General features: G+C 67.8%; 20 protein-coding genes. All 20 read right to left on the bottom strand.

Going from position 1 to position 19,273, the window contains the following annotated elements; translation table 11 throughout:
* Positions 1-40: 40 nt before the first annotated feature.
* The 20 genes from EU513_RS07145 to EU513_RS07050 all read right to left on the bottom strand — a co-directional run bounded on the left by EU513_RS07145 (position 41) and on the right by EU513_RS07050 (position 19,267).
* A complete protein-coding gene (locus tag EU513_RS07145) occupies positions 41-952 on the bottom strand; it encodes a M15 family metallopeptidase (protein WP_240795959.1) in 912 nt (303 codons plus the stop codon).
* A gap of 57 nt (positions 953-1,009) precedes the next feature.
* Entirely contained in the window at positions 1,010-1,981 is a 972-nt protein-coding gene (hemB, locus tag EU513_RS07140) for a porphobilinogen synthase (RefSeq protein ID WP_129625209.1), read from the bottom strand.
* A gap of 111 nt (positions 1,982-2,092) precedes the next feature.
* Positions 2,093-3,715 (bottom strand): bifunctional uroporphyrinogen-III C-methyltransferase/uroporphyrinogen-III synthase, encoded by a 1,623-nt coding sequence (locus EU513_RS07135; protein ID WP_129625208.1) that lies wholly within the window; start codon positions 3,713-3,715, stop codon positions 2,093-2,095.
* A gap of 3 nt (positions 3,716-3,718) precedes the next feature.
* Positions 3,719-4,834 carry a hydroxymethylbilane synthase gene (gene hemC / locus EU513_RS07130; RefSeq protein WP_129625207.1) on the bottom strand — a complete coding sequence of 372 codons (1,116 nt, stop codon included), beginning with the start codon at positions 4,832-4,834 and terminating at the stop codon, positions 3,719-3,721.
* Positions 4,831-6,120, bottom strand: a complete 1,290-nt coding sequence (locus tag EU513_RS07125) for a glutamyl-tRNA reductase (protein ID WP_129625206.1) — start codon at positions 6,118-6,120, stop codon at positions 4,831-4,833. The genes hemC and EU513_RS07125 overlap by 4 nt, the downstream gene beginning before the upstream one ends.
* Positions 6,117-6,788 (bottom strand): redox-sensing transcriptional repressor Rex, encoded by a 672-nt coding sequence (locus EU513_RS07120; protein ID WP_129625205.1) that lies wholly within the window; start codon positions 6,786-6,788, stop codon positions 6,117-6,119. The genes EU513_RS07125 and EU513_RS07120 overlap by 4 nt, the downstream gene beginning before the upstream one ends.
* Positions 6,789-6,961: 173 nt before the next feature.
* Positions 6,962-7,198, bottom strand: a complete 237-nt coding sequence (locus tag EU513_RS07115; RefSeq protein WP_129625204.1) for a glutaredoxin family protein — start codon at positions 7,196-7,198, stop codon at positions 6,962-6,964.
* Entirely contained in the window at positions 7,198-8,430 is a 1,233-nt protein-coding gene (locus EU513_RS07110) for a lysophospholipid acyltransferase family protein (RefSeq protein WP_129625203.1), read from the bottom strand. The genes EU513_RS07115 and EU513_RS07110 overlap by 1 nt, the downstream gene beginning before the upstream one ends.
* The gene (locus tag EU513_RS07105) at positions 8,423-9,403 is read right to left on the bottom strand and encodes an NAD-dependent epimerase/dehydratase family protein (protein ID WP_129625202.1); all 981 of its coding nucleotides are present in this window, start codon (positions 9,401-9,403) and stop codon (positions 8,423-8,425) included. Before EU513_RS07105 ends, EU513_RS07110 begins: the two co-directional genes overlap by 8 nt.
* A 95-nt stretch (positions 9,404-9,498) precedes the next feature.
* A complete protein-coding gene (locus tag EU513_RS07100; RefSeq protein ID WP_003792170.1) occupies positions 9,499-9,597 on the bottom strand; it encodes a 30S ribosomal protein bS22 in 99 nt (32 codons plus the stop codon).
* Between the two features lie 97 nt (positions 9,598-9,694).
* A complete protein-coding gene (locus EU513_RS07095; RefSeq protein WP_129625201.1) occupies positions 9,695-9,895 on the bottom strand; it encodes a helix-turn-helix domain-containing protein in 201 nt (66 codons plus the stop codon).
* A 214-nt stretch (positions 9,896-10,109) separates the two neighbouring features.
* On the bottom strand, positions 10,110-11,321 hold the full coding sequence (locus tag EU513_RS07090) for an acetoin utilization protein AcuC (RefSeq protein WP_129625200.1): 1,212 nt from the start codon (positions 11,319-11,321) through the stop codon (positions 10,110-10,112).
* Between the two features lie 53 nt (positions 11,322-11,374).
* On the bottom strand, positions 11,375-11,914 hold the full coding sequence (locus EU513_RS07085) for a GNAT family N-acetyltransferase (protein ID WP_129625199.1): 540 nt from the start codon (positions 11,912-11,914) through the stop codon (positions 11,375-11,377).
* Between the two features lie 106 nt (positions 11,915-12,020).
* Positions 12,021-12,851 carry a pyrroline-5-carboxylate reductase gene (proC, locus tag EU513_RS07080; protein WP_255407428.1) on the bottom strand — a complete coding sequence of 277 codons (831 nt, stop codon included), beginning with the start codon at positions 12,849-12,851 and terminating at the stop codon, positions 12,021-12,023.
* Between the two features lie 29 nt (positions 12,852-12,880).
* A complete protein-coding gene (locus EU513_RS07075; RefSeq protein WP_205744694.1) occupies positions 12,881-13,834 on the bottom strand; it encodes a proline dehydrogenase family protein in 954 nt (317 codons plus the stop codon).
* A gap of 26 nt (positions 13,835-13,860) precedes the next feature.
* Positions 13,861-14,700, bottom strand: coding sequence for a transglutaminase family protein (locus EU513_RS07070; protein ID WP_129625198.1), 840 nt, complete (start codon positions 14,698-14,700; stop codon positions 13,861-13,863).
* A gap of 2 nt (positions 14,701-14,702) precedes the next feature.
* Complete coding sequence (locus tag EU513_RS07065; RefSeq protein ID WP_129625197.1) at positions 14,703-15,629, bottom strand: alpha-E domain-containing protein; 927 nt, start codon at positions 15,627-15,629, stop codon at positions 14,703-14,705.
* A 3-nt stretch (positions 15,630-15,632) separates the two neighbouring features.
* The gene (locus EU513_RS07060; protein ID WP_129625332.1) at positions 15,633-17,399 is read right to left on the bottom strand and encodes a circularly permuted type 2 ATP-grasp protein; all 1,767 of its coding nucleotides are present in this window, start codon (positions 17,397-17,399) and stop codon (positions 15,633-15,635) included.
* 137 nt (positions 17,400-17,536) lie between these two features.
* The gene (locus tag EU513_RS07055; RefSeq protein WP_129625196.1) at positions 17,537-18,340 is read right to left on the bottom strand and encodes a sugar phosphate isomerase/epimerase; all 804 of its coding nucleotides are present in this window, start codon (positions 18,338-18,340) and stop codon (positions 17,537-17,539) included.
* Positions 18,341-19,267, bottom strand: coding sequence for a Ppx/GppA phosphatase family protein (locus EU513_RS07050; protein WP_129625195.1), 927 nt, complete (start codon positions 19,265-19,267; stop codon positions 18,341-18,343).
* Positions 19,268-19,273 lie beyond the last annotated feature (6 nt).

The raw sequence follows: 19,273 nt of genomic DNA, 5'->3' as shown, positions 1-19,273 counted from the left end.
GGTCTCGGCCCTACAACGATCAACTGGACATCGGTGCTGGTCAGGCCACGGGTCGGGGGTAGTCGGCTGCATCGTCGAGGTCGAACGCTTCCTCGAGGGTGGCGGTGCCGGAGTCCTGCAGGTAGATCGCCAGCCAACGTCCGACGTAGCGCAGGTGCCACGGTTCGTACCGGTAGCCGGTGACCTTGTCGCTGCCACGGGTGTACCGGACGACGAAACCGTGCTCGGCCGCGTGCTTGGAGGCCCAGCGTCCGGCCGCGGTCTCGGCGAAACAGCGTTCGAGATTGCAGACGCCGTTCGCGATGTCGATCACCAGGCCGGTCTGGTGCTCGCTGTGGCCAGGACGGGCCGAGTAGGTATCGGCCTTCTCGGCGCCGTCGCGCCGGACGTAACCCTCGTACAGCTGCTTCTGTCGCTCCGCGGAGCGGTAGCTGCTCGCCACCCAGAAACCGGATCCGTCCTTGCCGGCGGCCTTCGCCATCGGCCGATAGGCATCGAGAGCACGAACGTCGAGACGCCCGCCCTCGAACTCCTTCAGCTTCTTCGGTACGTACCTGGCGGCGCCGTGTCGCTTGTTGACCACGAACCACGGGCTGCGCTTCAGGTCGCCGGTGTCGAGGGCGATCGTGACGGTCCTGCGGTGGTCGCCGACCACGACGGCGATCGAGCGGGGCGCGGATTCTGCTCGAAGCGTGTGCTGGATCGGCACAACGGCCTTCCCCTTCGCGACTTCGCCGGTGCCGACCAACCGTCCGCGGTCGTACGCCTTCACCGCCGTGTCATCGGCGGCGTGCTTCACCTCCACACCGAGCGCGACGCGATCAGCGGTGACGGGCACAGGGACGACGCGGGTCAGCTTCGGCGCCGCTCCAGGAGCAGCCACGGCGGAGCCGGCAACTGTGAGCATGCTTGCTGCCGCGGTGGCACCGGCGGCGATGGAGAGCAGTCTCATCGGGTGGCCTCCCAATCGAAGGTTCGAGCGGACTCTTCCAGGTCGAGGGTACGCGGGTCAGCCCAGACGGCGCGCGACCTCGGCGGCGTAGTACGTCAGGATGATCTGCGCACCCGCACGCTTGATCGCGGTCAACTGCTCGGTCACCATCCGGTCGCGGTCGATCCACCCGTTCGCGGCAGCGGCCTCGATCATCGCCATCTCGCCACTGACGTGGTACGCGGCGACCGGCACGTCGGACGTCTGCTTCACCGCGGCGATGACGTCGAGGTAGAGAGTCGCCGGCTTCACCATCACGATATCGGCGCCCTGTTCGATGTCGAGGCGTACTTCGCGCAACGACTCGGTGAGATTGCCCGGGTCCTGCTGGTAGGTCGCACGGTCACCCTGCAGCGCGGAGTCGACGGCCTCGCGGAAGGGTCCGTAGGCGGCGGACGCGTACTTGGCGGCGTACGCCAGCACAATCACGTCGGTGAAGCCCGCGTCGTCGAGTGCGGCCCGCACGACCTCGACCTGGCCGTCCATCATGCCGCTCGGGCCGACGACGTGAGCGCCGGCTCGTGCCTGCGCAACCGCCATCCGTCCGTAGATCTCCAGCGTCGCGTCGTTGTCGACGGCACCGGTCTCGGTGAGCACACCGCAGTGTCCGTGCGAGGTGAACTCGTCCAGGCACAGGTCGGCCATGAGCACCGTCGACGCACCGAATTCGTCCCGCAAGCGACGCAGCGCGACATTGAGAATACCGTCCGGATCCGTTGCGCCCGAACCGATCTCGTCACGCTCGGCCGGAACGCCGAACACCATCAGGCCACCGACGCCGGCGTCGATCGCCTCGCGTGCGGCCTCCACCAGCGAGTCGAGCGTGTGCTGCACGACTCCCGGCATCGACGAGATCGGCGCCGGCTCGCTGATGCCCTCCTTCACGAAGAGCGGGAGCACCAGGTCAGCCGGGTGCAGACGCGTCTGCGACACCCACCGGCGCACAGCCGCACTCTGCCGCAGACGGCGCGGACGGACGATCGGGTTCACGGCTTCTCCTTGCTCTGTCGGACAAACGCCGAGTGGCCGGGCTATGAACGGGCGGCCGGGCCATAGCTCGGCCACTGGTTCATAGCCCGGCCACTCGGTGAAGGTTTCGGATCAGGCCTTGGCCTTGCGGCGCGAGGTGGTGCGCCGCTCGCTCGGGCGACGGACCGCCTCACCGGCCTCGGCGGCCGACAGGGCGAGGCTTCGACCGAAGTCGGCCAGCGCGTCCACCAGTGCTTCGGCGGACGGCTCCGGCGACATGACGTCGACGCGCAGGCCGTGCTCCTCGGCGGTCTTGGCGGTGGCCGGACCGATGCACGCGACGATGGTCGTGGCGTGCGGTTTGCCCGCGATGCCGACCAGGTTGCGCACGGTCGAGGACGAGGTGAAGCAGACCGCATCGAACTTGCCGGTCTTGATCGCCTCACGCACCTCGGGGGCCGGCGGCGCGGCGCGCACGGTGCGGTACGCGGTCACGTCGTCGACCTCCCAGCCGATCTCCTGCAGACCGGCCACAAGGGTGTCGGTCGCGATGTCGGCGCGCGGCAGGAAGACCCGGTTGATCGGGTCGAGCAACTCGTCGAACTCCGGCCATTCCTCCAGCAGGCCCTTGGCCGACTGCTCGCCGGACGGGACCAGGTCGGGCTGAAGGCCCCACTCGCGCAACGCTTCTGCGGTCACGCCACCGACAGCGGCGATCTTCAGACCGGCGAACGCCCGGGCGTCGAGACCGAACTCATCGAACTTCTCGCGCACGGCCCGAACCGCGTTCTGGGAGGTGAAGCCGATCCACTCGTAGCGGCCGGTCACCAAACCCTTGATCGCGCGCTCCATCTGCTGCGGGGTGCGCGGCGGCTCGACGCTGATCGTCGGAACGACGTCACTGGACGCCCCGAAGTCGCCGAGGCGCTCGGTCATCGGACCGGCCTGGTCCTTGGTGCGCGGCACCAGGACGTTCCACCCGAACAGCGGCTTGTTCTCCCACCACGACAACGTCTCGCGGTAGTCGACCGGTGAACCGACGACGGCGACCAGTTGGGCATCGTCGGCGAGCAACTTCAGGCCGGCGTCGACGGTGTCGAGGGTGAAGGTGTGCGTCTTCTGGTGGATGGTCGTGCCGTCGACGGTCACCGCGACCGCGGTCTCGGCGTCCCGTCCGGCTTCGAGGAGTCGGGCGAAGCTGGTGCGCAGGGTGTCCACGGTGCCGAACAGCACGACGGTCGTGTCAGCTGCGACCGACTTGGCGTAGTCGACCTTGGAGTCGCCCGGCGAGAGCAGGTGCACCGCGCGAGAACCGTTGTGCGTCAGCGGAATACCTGCGTATGTCGGCACTGCGGACGCAGCGCTGACACCGGGGACGATCTCGAACGGCACCGCAGCCTTGTGCAGCGCGGACGCCTCCTCGGCGAGACCGTTGAAGGTGGCGGGGTCGCCGTCCATGAGGCGGACGACAAGAGCGTCCTTGCCCAGCTTGGCCGCGGCCTTGGCCGTCTTCACGACGAGCTTGGCACGCGAGGCGGTGGTGAGAGCCTGGCCGGCCTCGCCGTGGCCGGCGTCGACGATCTCGGTGTCCTCGCGGACGAACTTCGCGACGAAGTCCTCGCGAGCCACCCGGTCGAGGACGACGACGTCGGCGCGGCGCAGCAGGCTGGCGGCTCGCACGGTCAGCAGACCCGGGTCGCCGGGGCCGGAGCCCACGAAGGCGACTGCTGCAGGCGTCTTGGCGGTGGTGGTCACTTGTCACGCTCCATGGCGTCGGTGTTTGTTGTTCGGACTTTCGGGGCCGCCGGCCGAGCCGGCGTTGGTTGGTCGCCCGGGAGGGGGTTCGCACGCGTCGGCGACGATTTCGTACGCCCCGTGATGCTGCGCCTGTGCTTTCTGCCGGTGCTCCTCCTCGGTGCCGGCTCGCACGCTCCCCGCCACCGCATCGTCACCACCGGCGTCGGCGATGATCCGGTCCGCCCCGTCCTCCAGCAGCATCTGTGCCAGGTCGAGGCCCAGTTGTTCGGCCTTGTCGAACGGGCCGGTGATCGAGCGGCGCAGGTCATCGCTGCCGTCGGGTGCTCCGACGAACGCCCGAAGCGAGATCTCCAGGCTGCCGTCGACGTCCTCGACGACTTCGGCGAGCGCACCGACGGGTGCCGAGCACCCTGCCTTGAGTCCGAGCAGAACGGCTCGTTCGGCGGTCACGGCGGCGCGGGTGTCGGCGTCGTCGAGTGCGCCGACGATGTCGATCATCCGCCGGTCGTCCGCGCGCACCTCGATGGCGAGTGCACCCTGCCCCGGGGCCGGCAGCATCTGCAGCGGGTCGATCGCCTCGGTGATGCGGTCCTGCCGTCCGATCCGGCGAAGCCCGGAGCAGGCCAGGATGATCGCGTCCAGTTCGCCGTCGCTGACCCGCGCCAAGCGGGAGTCGACATTGCCGCGCAGCGGCCGCACCTCGAAGCCGAGGCCGAGCGCGTTCAACGCTGCGACGCGGCGCGGCGAGCCGGTGCCGATGCTCGAGCCGGGAGGAAGTTCGCCGAGGGTCAGTCCGTCGCGGGCTACCAAGGCGTCACGCGGGTCCTCTCGTCGCGGGATACCGGCGACCGTGAGGCCGGGGTGCCCCGCAGCAGGGAGGTCCTTGAGCGAGTGCACCGCGAGGTCGACCTCGCCCTGCAGCAGCGCTTCGCGCAGGGCGGCTGCGAAGACTCCCGTGCCACCGATCTGGGTCAGCGGGGCGCGGTTGGTGTCGCCCTCGGTGACGATCTCGACCAGTTCGACCTCGTGACCGAGCGCACGCAGCGCGTCGGCGACATGACCGGACTGGGTCATCGCCAGGTGGGACCGGCGGGTGCCGAGCCGAAGTGCGCTCATGAGTCGCCTCCTACCTGTCGCGGGATGGACGACACCTTCGAGACGAAGGGGTCGATGTCGAAGAGCGTGCGCAGCAGGGAGGTGTACTCACTGCCGTCCTCGGAGCCCGCGAGTTCTTTCATCCGCACGGTCGGGGTGTGCAACAACTTCTCCACGATGCGGTGGACGCTGAGCTGCACCTGCGCGCGTTGGCGGTCGTCCAGTTCGACGCGGGAGTCCAGGCGTTCCAGTTCGGTCGCGACCACGTCGGCGGCGTACCGGCGGATCGCGGCGACGGTCGGGCCGACGGATGCGGCGCGCCGATTGAGCACGAACTCGGCGACCTCGGCGGTGACCATCTCCTCGACGGCGTGCACCTGCGAGCGCGAACCCTCGGACTCGGTGACCTCGCGCAGGTCCTCGAGCCAGAGCACGGTGACTGCGTCGAGGACGGCGACCGCGGGGTCGACGTCGCGGGGCAGGGCGAGGTCGAGGAAGACTTTCGGACGGTCGCCGCCGGTGACGTGCTCGATCTCGACGACATGTCCTACGGCTCCGGTGCAGGACACGACGAAGTCGGACTCGGCGATCGCGTCGGCACGCTCGTCCCACTCTCGCGCGGTGGCGCCGGTGGCCGCAGCCAGGCGGCGCGCGTTCTCCAGCGTCCGGCTGACGATCGTGATGTTCTCCACGCCCATCCGGCTGAGGGTGTGGGTGGCGAGCGCACTCATCGCACCCGAACCGATGACCGTCGCACGGGCCCGCTGGATCGGGCCGATCCGGTGTTCGGCGAGCGCAACTCCACGCTCGATCAGGCCCTTGCTGACCCGGTCGATCTCGGTCTCGGCGTGCACCTTCTTGCCGACGCGCAGCGCCTGCTGGGCGACGTTCTCCAGCGCACTCCCGAGGTGCCCGTGTTCGCGGCCGTCCTGCAGGGAACTGCGCAACTGACCGAGGATCTGGCTCTCGCCGATCGCGAGCGAGTCGAGCCCGGCGGCCACGGAGAACAAGTGCGCGATCGCCCGCTCCTCGTAGTGGGCGTACAGACTGTCGCCGAGCTCTTCGAGGCTGAGTCCCGTTACCGCGCAGAGCGATTCGCTGATCTGGGTGACGGCACCGTGGAAGGTGCCGACCTCGCCGTAGATCTCCACCCGGTTGCAGGTGGACACGATCATCCATTCCTCGACGTGGTCGCCGCCGCGCAGCACGGCGTCCAGCCGCGCGCCGCGCTCACCGGACAGGGCGGCGCGCTCGAGCAACTCGACGGGCGCCGAACGGTGCGACAACCCAACGACCAGGAGACTCACGAAGGAACCTCCACAAGGGGAGCAGGTTCGGGACGGGTGCGCTGATCGTGGAAGGCCAGGATCTGCAGTTCGGTGGCGAGGTCGACCTTGCGCACGGCGACCGATTCCGGCAGATCGAGCGGCTCGGAGGCGAAGTTCAGGATGGAGCGGACGCCGCGGGCCACGAGATCATCGGCGGCGGCCTGCGCAGCGTGCGGCGGCGTGGCGATCACCCCGATGACCGACTCGTCGGCGGCAGGGCGGAAGCCGTCGAAGTCGACGATCGCCAGAGCACCCACATGCATGCCGGTCAAGGCCGGGTCGTTGTCGATGAGCCAGCGCACCTCGAAGCCGCGAGTGGCGAATCCGCGGTAGTCGGCCAACGCGCGGCCGAGGTTGCCCATGCCGACGATGGCGACGGCGAAGTCGCTCTGTAGGCCCAGTTCGCGGGTGATCTCCTCCGACAGGCGCTCGACGTCGTAACCGACACCACGCACGCCGTAGGAGCCGAGGTAGGAGAGGTCCTTGCGCAGACCGGCGGAGCGAACGCCTGCGGCGTCAGCCAGTTCGTCCGAGGACACGACGTCGATCCCACGGCCGCTGAGGGCACGGAGCACCCGCAGGTACACCGGCAGCCGAGCGACGGTCGCATCCGGGATGTCCCGGCGCGACGCGGACGTGTTGGTCACAGGGAACGAATCTCCTCCCGATGAGATGGCGGCGTATACCAAACGCTCGTCATCCCTGGCACATGACCCCCCGAGAGTAAGTCCTCGTGAACGCAGGCACAAAGTCGCATGAACGCGCGAAACGTGCTACAAGGCCTCTGTGGTATAGCCACCCCCGGCCTTCGCGAACAGTTTCAGGCGGTGAGGGCAGTACGCAGTCGGGACTCGCTGACCCGCCAGTAGTCGTGCTGCTTGCCGTCGATGAGCGTGACCGGGATCAGTTCGCCGTACGTGTGCATCAGGTCGGCGTCGCCCTCGATCGAGAACTCCTCGTACTGCTCCCCCAGATCGGCGCAGACCCGCTGGATCACCGTGCGGGCGTCGTCGCACAGGTGGCAGCCGGGCTTGCCGTACAGGGTGATGCGCGCCATCAGAAGAAGACCGAACGTCGTTCCAGCAGTAGGGAGTACAGCGTCTGCTGGATGGTCTCGCGCACCTGGTCGGTGACGTCGAACAACACCATCGGGTCATCGGCGGCGGCAGAGCCGTGGTGCTCGGTCTCGATCGGCGTGCCGAACTCGATGATCCACTTGCTCGGCAACGGGATCGCACCGAGCAGGCCGAACAACGGGAACGTCGGGGTGATCGGGAAGTAGGGGAAACCGAGCAGCCTGGCCACGCTCTTGGCGTTGCCGATCATCGGGAAGATCTCCTCTGCTCCGACGATCGAACACGGGATGATCGGGGCGCCGGCACGGACGGCGGCGGACACGAAGCCACCGCGACCGAAGCGCTGCAGACGGTAGCGGTCGCTGAACGGCTTGCCGACGCCCTTGAACCCCTCGGGGAAGACGGCGACCAGTTCGTCCGATTCGAGCAAGCGCTCGGCGTCGGGGTTGGCCGCCAGCGTGGTGCCGGACTTACGGGACAACTCTCCGATGAACGGCGACTGGAAGACCAGGTCGGCTCCGAGCATCCGCACGAAACGGTGGTTCGGGTGCTCGTCATGGATCGCGACCTGGGTCATCAGTCCGTCGACCGGAACGGTGCCGGAGTGGTTCGCGACCACCAGGCCCCTGCCCTCGGCCGGGATGTTCTCGATGCCACGCACCTCGACCCGGAACCAACGCTTGTACAGCGGCCGCAGCAACGGGATCCAGATCTCGCGGGTGAACTCCTCGTCGAAACCGAAATCGTCGATCGCGTAGTCACCGTTGAGCCGTCGCCGCAGGAAGGCCAGCGCGGACGCGACCCGGCGTTCGAGGTCATCACCCGACAACCCGGCGGCAGTGCCTGCCGCGCGCAGCACCGAGATCAGCGTCTGGACGAAGATGGCCGGGTCGACCGGCAGTCCGAAGGGCAGCTTGTTCTCGAACGGATTGCCGGTGGCGGCGAACCCCTCGTCCTGATCGGGCGCCGGGTCGGGCACGACGTGCAGCGCCGGACGCGGCGACTTCGCCTTCGCCTGTACTGACGACCGGGTGGGCCGACGGGTCGTCTTCGAGCCGAGCGAGTCATCGGTTCGCGCGGCAGCACGCAGTGGCTTGGCCGCGGTCTTGCGCGGCGTCGACGCCTTGGTGGCGCGCTTGGACGCCGGTTTGGCCGATGGCGCCTGCTTCGCAGCGGATTTGGCAGCCGGCTTGCGGCCCTTGGGCTCAGCCATGCGCAGCTCCGACCAAGGCCGCGCGTCGTGATGGTGAAGCGAACACGTCGGCGAACGCCTCACGTGTGGTCAGTGCGGGCTCGAACCCGAGCTCAGTGCGCATTCGACTGGTGTCCATTCCTCGCCCGTAACACAGGAAGTCCATCTGGGACGCCGCGAAGCCCTTGAGTCCGACCCGGCGAGTGAGCTGCTCGACAAGACCGCTTGTCTGAGGCACGACCGGGACGATCGGCTTGCCTGCGATCCGCGCAGCCTGGCGGACAGTGAGCAGTCCGTCGGCCGCGATGTTGATCGTGCCGTCGAGATCGGACAATGTCGCGGCGCGCAACGCCTGCAGCGCGTCGTCGAAGTGCAGTAGTTGCATCCGTCCGTCGAACCCCATCGGTACCGGCATGATCGGCATCGAGAAGTAATCGGACAGCTGGCTACTGAAACCGCGTCCGACGACATTGGCCATGCGCAGGGTGGCGACCTGGACGTCGGGACGACGGCGCGCGAAGCCGCGCACGTAGTTCTCGACCTCCGCCGAGTCCTTGCCGAATCCACCGGCGGGCATCCGCCTGGCCTGGAGTTCTTCGGTGAACATCGCGGGGTCGCGCGGCGAGGAGCCGTAGACCGCGGACGACGACTTCACGACCAGCCGCTGCAGGGAGGACGCGCGCTGGCAGGCGGCCAACAACTGCATCGTCCCGATGACATTGATCTCCTTCTGGGAGGTGCGTCCACCGGCCTGTTTGGGGGTGAGGATCACGCCGAGATGCAGCACTGTGTCGACGCCCTCATGGGCGATCACCTTGCCGACCATCGGGTTGCGGATGTCGGCGCGCACGAACTGGGCACGGCCCAGGCTGTGCGAGGGCGGTACCGCGTCGACCGCGATGACCTTCTCGATCTCGGGGTCACTGGACAGCAGTTCGGCGGTGCGACCACCGATCCGGCGCGAAACGCCCGTGACGAGGACGATCCGTCCCATGCTCACCCCTTTCGACGCCCCGATCCTATGCGTTCGGGACCCTACGCAAGAGGCTCCGTCCGAATCGGACGGAGCCATCTTGTGGCGAAGAAGCCTTACTTCTTGTTGCGGCGCTGGTGACGCGTCTTGCGCAACAACTTGCGGTGCTTCTTCTTGGCCATGCGCTTACGGCGCTTCTTGATCACGGAACCCATGCGTCAGCGGTGTCCTAACTGGTTATCGAGGAACAGAAAAGTCAGTGGGCGCGAGCCCTTCGGGCTACTTTACGCCATCGACGGCGAGGCCGGAAAATCAGGCGGTGCCCATGTAGGACTGCTTGAGGTATTGGTGCACCGCGTCCTCGGGTACCCGGAACGACCGACCGACACGGACGGCCGGCAGTTCACCGGCGTGCACGAGGCGGTAGACCGTCATCTTGGAGACTCGCATGATCGCGGCCACCTCGGCGACCGTCATGAATGTGGTCTCGCCGATCTGACGCTCTTGCTCCATTTAGGATCCCAGCCCTCTCGTGGCAATGGAAGCCATGGCCCAGGGCGGTCTGCGCTGAACTCATGTGGTTGATGTTGCCTTGGAGCACCTTAGGGGCAGATGTGCTCCCTTGGAAAGTTCTCGGGGAATTTGTCCATCCGACACGCCGACAGTGGCTGAAATCGCTCAAAATACTGCCCGGCCGCTCCGCGTCGGTGCCCTGTGGGGTGCGATCTCAATCGAACCAGATGTCCAGGCCATGGTGCGGGAAGACCGCTTCACGGGTGGCCATGACGGCACGGTCGACCGGGTTGTCGGGGTCGCTGCCGGTGGCCCAGGAACGGAACCAGACATGCCCGCCCTCGGCCACGCCGTCGCCCATCCGCGGCGGGCCCGGGCGCCCGACGCGCGCTGTGACGTGGTCGCGCCACTCCTGCGGGACGGGCATCTCAAGATCGATCGGCTTGTGCGCGGCGATCGCGGTGAGGTGCGTCCACGAGCGCGGGACGACGTCGACCAGTTCGTAGCCTCCTCCGCCGAGCGCGACCCAGCGTCCGTGACAGACCTCGTGCGCCAGGTCGTGGATGGTTTCGAACGCGGTGCGCTGAGCGTCGATGCTGATCGCCATGTGCGCGAGCGGGTCGGAGTAGTGAGAGTCGCAGCCCTGCTGGGTCACCAGGATCTGCGGCTTGAACGCGCGCACCAGCGACGGCACCACCGCGTGGATCGCCCGCAGCCAGGCAGCGTCTCCGGTGCCCGCCGGGAGTTCGAGGTTCGCAGCCGAGCCCTCGGCGTCCGGACCACCGATGTCACCGGGAAAACCGGTGCCGGGGAACAGGATTCGCCCGGTTTCGTGCACCGAGATGGTCAGCACCCGCGGGTCGTTCCAGAAGATCTGCTCGACGCCGTCGCCGTGGTGGACGTCGACGTCGATATAGGCGACGCGTTCGGCGCCGTTGTCGAGCAGCCACTTGATGCCGAGAGCGGCATCGTTGTAGATGCAGAAGCCGGCGGCGCGGTCAGCCATCGCGTGGTGCATGCCGCCGCAGTAGTTGACGCCGTGGTCTATCTCGCCCTGCCAGACGGCCTTGCACAGGTCGCGGGTCGCGACGGCGATGCGGGCGGAGGTCTCATGGATGCCGACGAAAGCCGGGTCGTCCTCGGTGCCGAGCCCGAAGCGCTCGTCGGCATTCGCCGGATCCAGTGAGGCGGCCTTGACCGCTTCGACGAAGTCTGGGCCGTGCACCCCCGTGAGAAAGGCGTCGAGATCGGGTTCGTCGTCGACACCGGCAACTTCGACGCCAGGCAGGTCGAGCACGCCGAGCGCGCGTGCCAGCCGGGTGGTGAGGTCCAACCGGACCGGGTTCATCGGGTGCGTTTCCCCGAAGTCGTACTGGGTGAGTCGGTCATCCCAGACGACTCGGACCGACGGCGTTGTCGATGCCATGGGCGCCTGCGGCTTCTACGAGTGGGTGGTGTTCCTGCGCCGGCGACGAAGGATCAGTCGAGGACCGACGACGGCACCGAGGACGGGTCGTCGCCGAGGGGGTAGACCATCGCCATCTCCTCGTCGTCCTGGGTGTCTTCGGTGGCACCCTTCATCGGACGACGCGAATCGGTGGGACGGAATCCGAAGCTGCTCGCGAAGGCGACGGCCCGACCGTTGTCGGTGCCGACCCAATAGAGCAGGAACTTGTAGCTCTCCTGTTTGGCCTTCTCGACGCCGGCCTCGACCAACTTCCAGGCCACACCCTGGCCACGCAGGCGCGGGGTGACCCAGAGTCCGAACAGTTCGCCCACACGCGCCTCGTCGGTGCTGCGGTCTCCGACGGAGACCACTCCGACGATGTCGTCACCGTCCTGCGCGATCAACCGACGGGAGCGCTCCAGGCGAGTACGCCAGAAGTCCTCGTCGTAGTCCTTCTCCTGGGCTGCGGAGGCGGCGAAGGCCTCGGGCGACTCCTCCAGCGAGCTCAGGCGAACGGAACGGTAGGTCTCCCACTCGTCCGTACCAAGCGCGCGAATCGTGATTTCGCTCATGCGGTCCACCTTTCCATGCCAAGCATTTCCTTCCGGCTCCGGGAGGGAAGTCGCGGCTGCAGCCTATCCGGCAGGACCGACGACACGCCCGGCCAGGTGGGCGCGGTCAGCCCTGGGCCAGTTCGGCGGAGCGATGTGCGGCGGCTTCCATCGCGGTCAGGAACGCTGCGCGCACCTTGTGGTCGTCCAGTTGCCGCAACGCCGCCATCGTCGTTCCCCCGGGTGAGGACACCTGCTCGCGCAGCACGGTCGGGTGCTCACCTGTCTCTTTGAGCATGGTGGCCGCGCCGACGACGGTCTGGACGACGAGCTCGGTGGAGGTGTTGCGCGGCAGCCCGAGCAGCACGCCGGCCTCGATCATCGCCTCGACCACGTAGAACAGGTACGCGGGGCCGCTGCCGCTGATCGCGGTGATCGCGTCCATGTGGTGCTCGGCAACCGTGACCACCTTGCCGCAGCCCTCGAGCAGACGGGTCGCCTCGGCGAGATCGTCGGCGCCGCAATGAGTTCCGGGACTGACCGCGGCCATGCCCTGATCAACGAGCGCCGGGGTGTTGGGCATCGCGCGGGCGACCGGGGTCCCTTCGGGCAACCGCGCCTCCAGGTACGCCGTGGCGATTCCGGCGGCGATCGAAACCACCAGCGCTCCCGGTTCGAGCCGGTCGCGGATCTCGTCCAGCAGCGCACTCATGTCCTGTGGTTTCACCGCGAGCACCACTGTTTCGGCGCCTACGACGGCGTCCGCCGGGGACGCGGCCCGGACACCGTGCGTGGCGAGGATCTGATGCGTGCGGGCCTCGTACCGGTCACCGACCACGACGTGATCAGCGGGCTGACCGCTGCGCAACAGACCGGCGAGCAGGGCCTCCCCCATCACGCCGACGCCGAGTACGGCCAGGCGACGCGGGGTGCCCGCGGGTGCCGAGGATTCTGACACTGGTACCTCCGGGATGGAACGGACGGGGTTCAGCTGCGGCTGCTCAGCGCACGCAGGAAGAACGCCGTGTTCGACGGTCGTTCGGCCATGCGACGCACCAGGTAGCCGTACCACTCGTCGCCGTACGGGACGTACACGCGCACCTGGTTTCCGGCGTCCGCGAGACGCTGCTGCTCGTTCGGGCGGATGCCATAGAGCATCTGGTACTCGAACGAGTCGGGGGCGCGGAGGTTCTTGGTCGCGAGCGAACCGGCGATCTCGACGATGCGCGGGTCGTGGCTGGCGATCATCGGGTAGCCCTCGCCCTCCATCAACACCCGCATGCACTTCACGTAGTTCATGTCGATCTCGCCCTTGTCGGCGAAGGCGACGGACGCCGGCTCGGCGTACGCGCCCTTGCACAGGCGGACCCGGCTGCTTTCGTACGCGAGGTCGCGGCAGTCACCCTCGGTGCGGCGCAGGTAGGCCTGCAGCACGGCACCGGTGTCGGGGAAGTCCTTGCGCAACTCGGCGAGGGTCTCCAGCGTCGCGTCGGTGGTCGTGTGATCCTCCATGTCGAGAGTCACCGTGGTGCCGGCGATCGCCGCGGCCTCGCAGATCGAGCGAGCGTGCTCCAGGGAGATCTTGCGACCGTCCTTGGGCAGGGCCTGGCCGAGTGCGCTGAGCTTCACGCTGACCTCGACACGTCCGCCGTCGGTGAGGCAGGCGTCGGCGAGCTCGGCGAGCAGATCGAGGTAGGCGTCGCGGGTGTGGATCGCCTGCGCACGGTCGAGGGTGTCCTCGCCGAGGAAGTCGATGGTGGCGAGCTTGCCCTCCACGTCGAGCTCACGGCTGACCCGCACGGCGTCCTCGGTGGAGGTGCCGGCGACGAACCGCTTGACGACGTCCTTGCTGACCGGCGCCTTCTCGACGACGTCACGCACCTTGGTGTTGCGGCTGAGACCCATCAGTCCGCTGCGCAGCACAGCACTCGGGTCGACCATGACTTCTCCTTCAGCTCGTTCGGTGGTCAGGCCAGTCGGCTGATTTCCACCGTGACGGACATCTTGCTGCCGGGCGTCCCGGTGAAGATGCCCCGCAATGGCGCGACGTCGGTGTGGTCGCGTCCATGTGCGACCTCAATGTAGAAGTCGTCCGGCTCCCGCTGCATCGCAGGGTCGTACGCCATCCATGTGCCGTCCCACCATTCGATCCACGAGTGACCGTGACCGGTGATCACTTCGCCGATCGGCACCTCGCTGTCACGCAGCAGGTAACCAACGACGAAACGGGCCGGGATCCCGGCGGATCGAAGCGCGGTGATCATCATGTGCGCGAAATCGGTGGAGCCGCCCTCCCCCGCGTCCCAGACCTTCGCGGCCTGGGGTGCGTGCGAGAAGCGCTCCGGGCGGTAAGTCACCTTCTCGTGCAGCGCGGCAACGACGGACTCGACGAACGTCGCCGGGGTGTCGGCCTCGTTCCGGATCCGCTGAATGGCCGCAGCGAACTCGCCGACCGCGCCACAGTGGCCCGAACACTCCAACAACTCGCCGCACTCGTCGCTGACCGACTTCTCCTGCATCTGGTCCCAGCCGAGGTGCTCGCCCTCCTGCGGGGTGCGGTGGACGGTGACCGTGCTGATGGCGACGACCTTGAGTTCACCGTGCGGTTCGTGCAGCTCGAAGGTGGTGACATTACTGCCCCAGTAGTCGACCCAGGAGTCCTGCCACGGCGTCGGGGTGATCTCCATCCTGGTGTGCGAAACCGTTTGTGCCAGAGTCGATCTGGGCACCATGCGCGCCTCGTTGTACGACGCGACGGCGGGTCCGGAGTAGGTATAGCCGGCCCGGTGGACCAGGCGAAGGGTCACGCTCACGATTCACCTCGGATCCACTCGGGAGGGAGAGCTCCCTCGAAGTAACGCTTGGACACTGCCTCGGTCGCCTGTGCGCACACCCGCTGCAGCGACTCCATCTCGCTGGCGACGTCGCCGAGCAGGTCGCTGATCGAGCGGTACTCCAGCTGGGCGAGGGCCTGCCCCACGATGCGGCGCGCATCGCCGGAAAAGCCGGTGCGGTGCTGCTTGGGATTGAGTTCCTCGAGGCAGGTGGCCGCCTCGTTGAGTGAGTACCTGACAGATCGCGGGAACAACCGGTCCTGCAGCAGGAATTCGGCGGCGGAGCGGGGAGATTCGGACGCCCGGTAGATACGGGTGAACGCGTGTGCGGCACCGCAGGCGCGCAGGGTGACCTGCCAGGACGCTGCCGAACCGGTGCCGTACGTCGTCATCAGGATGACCCGGGCGGTCATGTCGACCCGCTCGATCATCCGGCCGAGGCGGATGAACTGCCACCCGTCGTCGTGGCTCTGGGTGTTGTCGGCGAGCGCTGCAATCATGTTCGCTCGCTCCCGAACCAGACGGAACGCGTCCGCCGGTCGCATCGAGGCGAGCTGGCCGTCGGCGACCTGCAGGTGGGTGGTGTTGAGCGCCTCCCACAGTTCGGTCGAGACGATCTCGCGCGACCGACGCGCGTTGTCGCGGGCCATTGTGAGCGCGTACGCGATCGCGGACGGCTGCTGGGAATCGGTCAGCAGGTAGCGCAACACCTCGTCCACGTCGGCCGGACCGTCGTGCCCGACGGCCATGGCCGCGAGCAGCGACTGGCAGGTGGCGTCACGGTCGAGCACCGGGTCCTCGACGAGCAACTGCAGGTGCACGTCGAGGATGCGGGCGGTGGCCTCGGCGCGCTCGATGTAGCGACCGATCCAGAAGAGGGATTCAGCGATTCGACTCAGCATGATCTAGAGCGCCCCCTCGTCCTCGACGTCCGGATCTAGTTCGATCTGGGGTTGCTCCTGGGGTCCGGCTTCGACCGGCTCGTCCGACTGCGACGATTGCGACTGGGACTGGCTCTGCGAGCCACCACCGCTTTGCGACTGGCTCTGGGCCTGTCTCTGCATCCGGCCGTCCAGACCGGGGTGAGCCGGCTGCTGCGCCGAACCCTGGGACTGTGACTGGGACTGTGACTGGGCCTGTGACTGCGAGAAGCCAGGAGTGACGACCTCCGCCGTCTCTGCGGCTTCCTCCGCCGCCTCGCGTTCAGCGGCAGCGCGCGCCGTCCGCTGTGCGGGGTGCAGGACCGCCGACTCGTCGGCGGGCTCGGGGGTCACGATCGGGTCGCCGGGCTCGGGAGCCAGCACCCAGGTGTCCTTCGAGCCGCCACCCTGACTGGAGTTGACGATCAGCTCGCCCTCGGGCAGCGCGACGCGGGTCAGGCCGCCGGGCAGCACCCAGACCTTCTCCCCGTCGTTGATCGCGAACGGACGCAGGTCGACGTGACGCGGCGCCAACTCGCTGCCGATCAACGTCGGCACGGTGCTCAGCTGGACGACGGGCTGGGCGATCCAGCCGCGAGGGTCCTCCAGGAGGCGGGCGCGCAGTTCGTCGAGTTCTTGCATGGTGGCCCGCGGGCCGATCACGATGCCCTTGCCGCCGGCCCCGTCGACGGGCTTGACGACGAGTTCGTGCAGTCGGTCGAGCACCTCTTCGCGGTGGTCCTCGTCCTCCATCCGCCAGGTGTCGACGTTGGGCAGGATCGGCTCCTGCGCCAGGTAATAACGGATGAGATCGGGCATGTAGGTGTAGACGAGCTTGTCGTCGGCGACGCCGTTGCCGACCGCGTTGGCGATCGCGACATTGCCGCGACGGGCCGCGTTCAGCAGGCCGGGCACGCCGAGTACCGAATCCCGTTTGAAATGAACCGGATCGATGAAATCGTCGTCGACCCGGCGGTAGATCACGTGCACCGGTAGGAGGCCGTTGGTGGTGCGCACGCTGACCCGTCCGGCCTGTGCGACGAGGTCGCGTCCTTCGACGAGGCGGACCCCCATCAGACGAGCGAGCAAGGCGTGCTCGAAGTAGGCCGGGTTGTAGGAGCCAGGAGAAAGCACGACCACGCTCGGATCGCCGATGCCGGACGGAGCACTGGCGCGCAGGGCGGCGAGCAACTTGCCGGGGTACTGCGTGACCGGGCGAATGCGGTGGTGCGCGAAGGCTTCCGGCAGACCGGCGGACATTGCGCGCCGGTTCGTCATGACGTAGGAGACACCGGAGGGAATGCGGACGTTGTCCTCCAGCACCCGGAAATCGCCCTTCGCGTCCCGGATGAGGTCGATGCCGGCGACGTGCACGCGCACGCCGGCAGGAGGGTTGATGCCCTTCGCGGCGCGCAGGAAGTGCGGGCTGCTGGTGACGACGCGACGCGGGATCACGCCGTCGTTGAAGACCTGGCCCTCTCCGTAGATGTCACCCAGGAATGCCTCGAGTGCGCGAACCCGTTGCGCCACACCGGCTTCGACGTGCGACCAGGCCTTGTTGTCGATCAGACGGGGAATGATGTCGACCGGGAACGGCCGCTCCTCGCCACCGATGTCGAACGTGACGCCCTGGTCGAGATACGTGTGCGAGAGGTAGTCGGCTCGCGTACGCATGTCGTCCGGGGTCAGCCGTTCGACCTGACGCCTGAGCTCGACATACGCCGGACGCGTGGTGGCGTCCTCGGCGTACATCTCGTCGTAGGTGTCGGGGCGGTTCCGGTACGCCTCGAAGATCCCTTTCACGCATGCGAACCTAGCGCGGTTTGGTTACCGCCATGTTTCTGCGCGACATTCGCCTTGCCACAGTGGCCGCAGGGCCCGGCGGGGGCTCAGCCCGCAGGCGCCGCCAGGTGCAATCGGGCGAAGGCGAGCGCCTCGGCGAGGTCGAGTTCGCGATCGTCGTCGGTGAGCTTGCGTGTGCCGACCTCCACCACGACGTCACCGGAGAATCCTTGGGCGGCAATGAGTTCCAGCACTTCCGCGCAGGGCTGGCCACCGCGTCCGGGCACGAGGTGTTCGTCCTTGAAGGACCCGAGGCCGTCAGCGAGATGGATGTGGCGCAGCCGCTCGTCGAGGTCGTGCACCATCTGCACGGCGTCCGACCCGGCAGTCGCGGTGTGCGACAGGTCGAGTGTCACATTGCGGTAGGACTCGCCGACCGGATCCCAGTGCGGCAGGTAGGCCTGCATCTCACGCCCACGGGCCCGCCAGGGGAACATGTTCTCCACCGCGATCGCGATGCCGGTCTCGTCCTCCCGCTGCGCGATGCCCTCGACGAACTCCGCGGCGTACTCCTTCTGCCACCGGAACGGCGGGTGCACGACGACCACCTCGGCGCCGACCTCCTGGGCCAGCTTCACCGAGTTGTCGACCTTGCCCCAGGGTTCGGTGCCCCACACCCGCTGGGTGAGCAGCAACGTCGGAGCATGGATCGAGACGACCGGTAGTCCGTAGTGGTCGATGAGGCGCTTGAGTGCACCCGACTCCTGGCTGATCGGGTCGGTCCAGACCATGATTTCGATGCCGTCGTACCCGAGCCGGTCGGCGAGATCGAACGCACCGACGACCCCCAGCGGGTAGACCGACGAGGTCGACAGCGCCACGCGGGAGTCCGGCACGTCAACGACGCCCACTCAGTCGTCCAGCCAGTCCAGCCGGCGCAGGATCACGCCCTCGCGCATCGCCCACGGACACAACTCGAGTTCGGCGATGTCGAGCAGGTCCATCACGGCCTCGATGACCATGGCACCGGCAAGCACCTGGTGGGAGCGGCTCTCGGAGACACCGGGCAGCGAAGTTCGTTGTGCCGCAGTCATCGTCGACAACTTGGGCACCATCGTGCGCAGGTCGTCGCGCGAGAGCGTGCGGCGGACGTACGGCCCCTCGTCCGAGGGCGCGGCGCCACACATGCGAGCCAGCGAGCGAATCGTCTTGCTGGTGCCGATGACCCGGTCGGGCAGACCGGCCTTGGTCAGCGGACGGATCTCGCGGGCGATGTCGGACCGGATCTGCTTGCGCAGCACCTTGAGTTCGGCGGCCGAGGGCGGGTCGCCGTGCATCGTTCGGGTCAGGCGTCCGGCGCCGAGCAGCAGACTCATGGCGACGTCGGGCTCCTCGTCCGTACCGGTGACCAGTTCGAGTGAGCCGCCGCCGATGTCGACCACGAGCAGGCGCCCGGCCGACCAGCCGAACCAGCGACGTACCGCGAGGAAGGTCAGGCGTGCTTCGTCCTCACCCGGCATCACCTGGATGTCGAGACCCGAACGCGAGCGCACCTGCTCGATCACGTCCTCGCCGTTCGGCGCCTCACGGATCGCGCTCGTGGCGAACGGGAGGAGTTCCTCGATGCCGTGGTCGTCGGCGATCGCCTGGCACTCCCCGATGAACGTGACCAGTTCATCGATGCCCGCGTCGGCGATGTGTCCGCTGTCGTCGGTGTACTCCGACAGCCGCAGTTCGCGCTTGTGGGAGAACGCCGGCAACGGACGTGCGCCCTGGTGAGCGTCGACCACGAGAAGGTGCACGGTGTTCGATCCGACGTCGATCACACCCAGGCGCATGAGGCG

Source organism: Yimella sp. RIT 621, assembly GCF_004146205.1.
GTDB classification, from domain to species: domain Bacteria; phylum Actinomycetota; class Actinomycetes; order Actinomycetales; family Dermatophilaceae; genus Yimella; species Yimella lutea.
The sequence above is the reverse complement of the archived record's forward strand: the minus strand, read 5'-3'. Positions and strand labels throughout refer to the sequence as shown.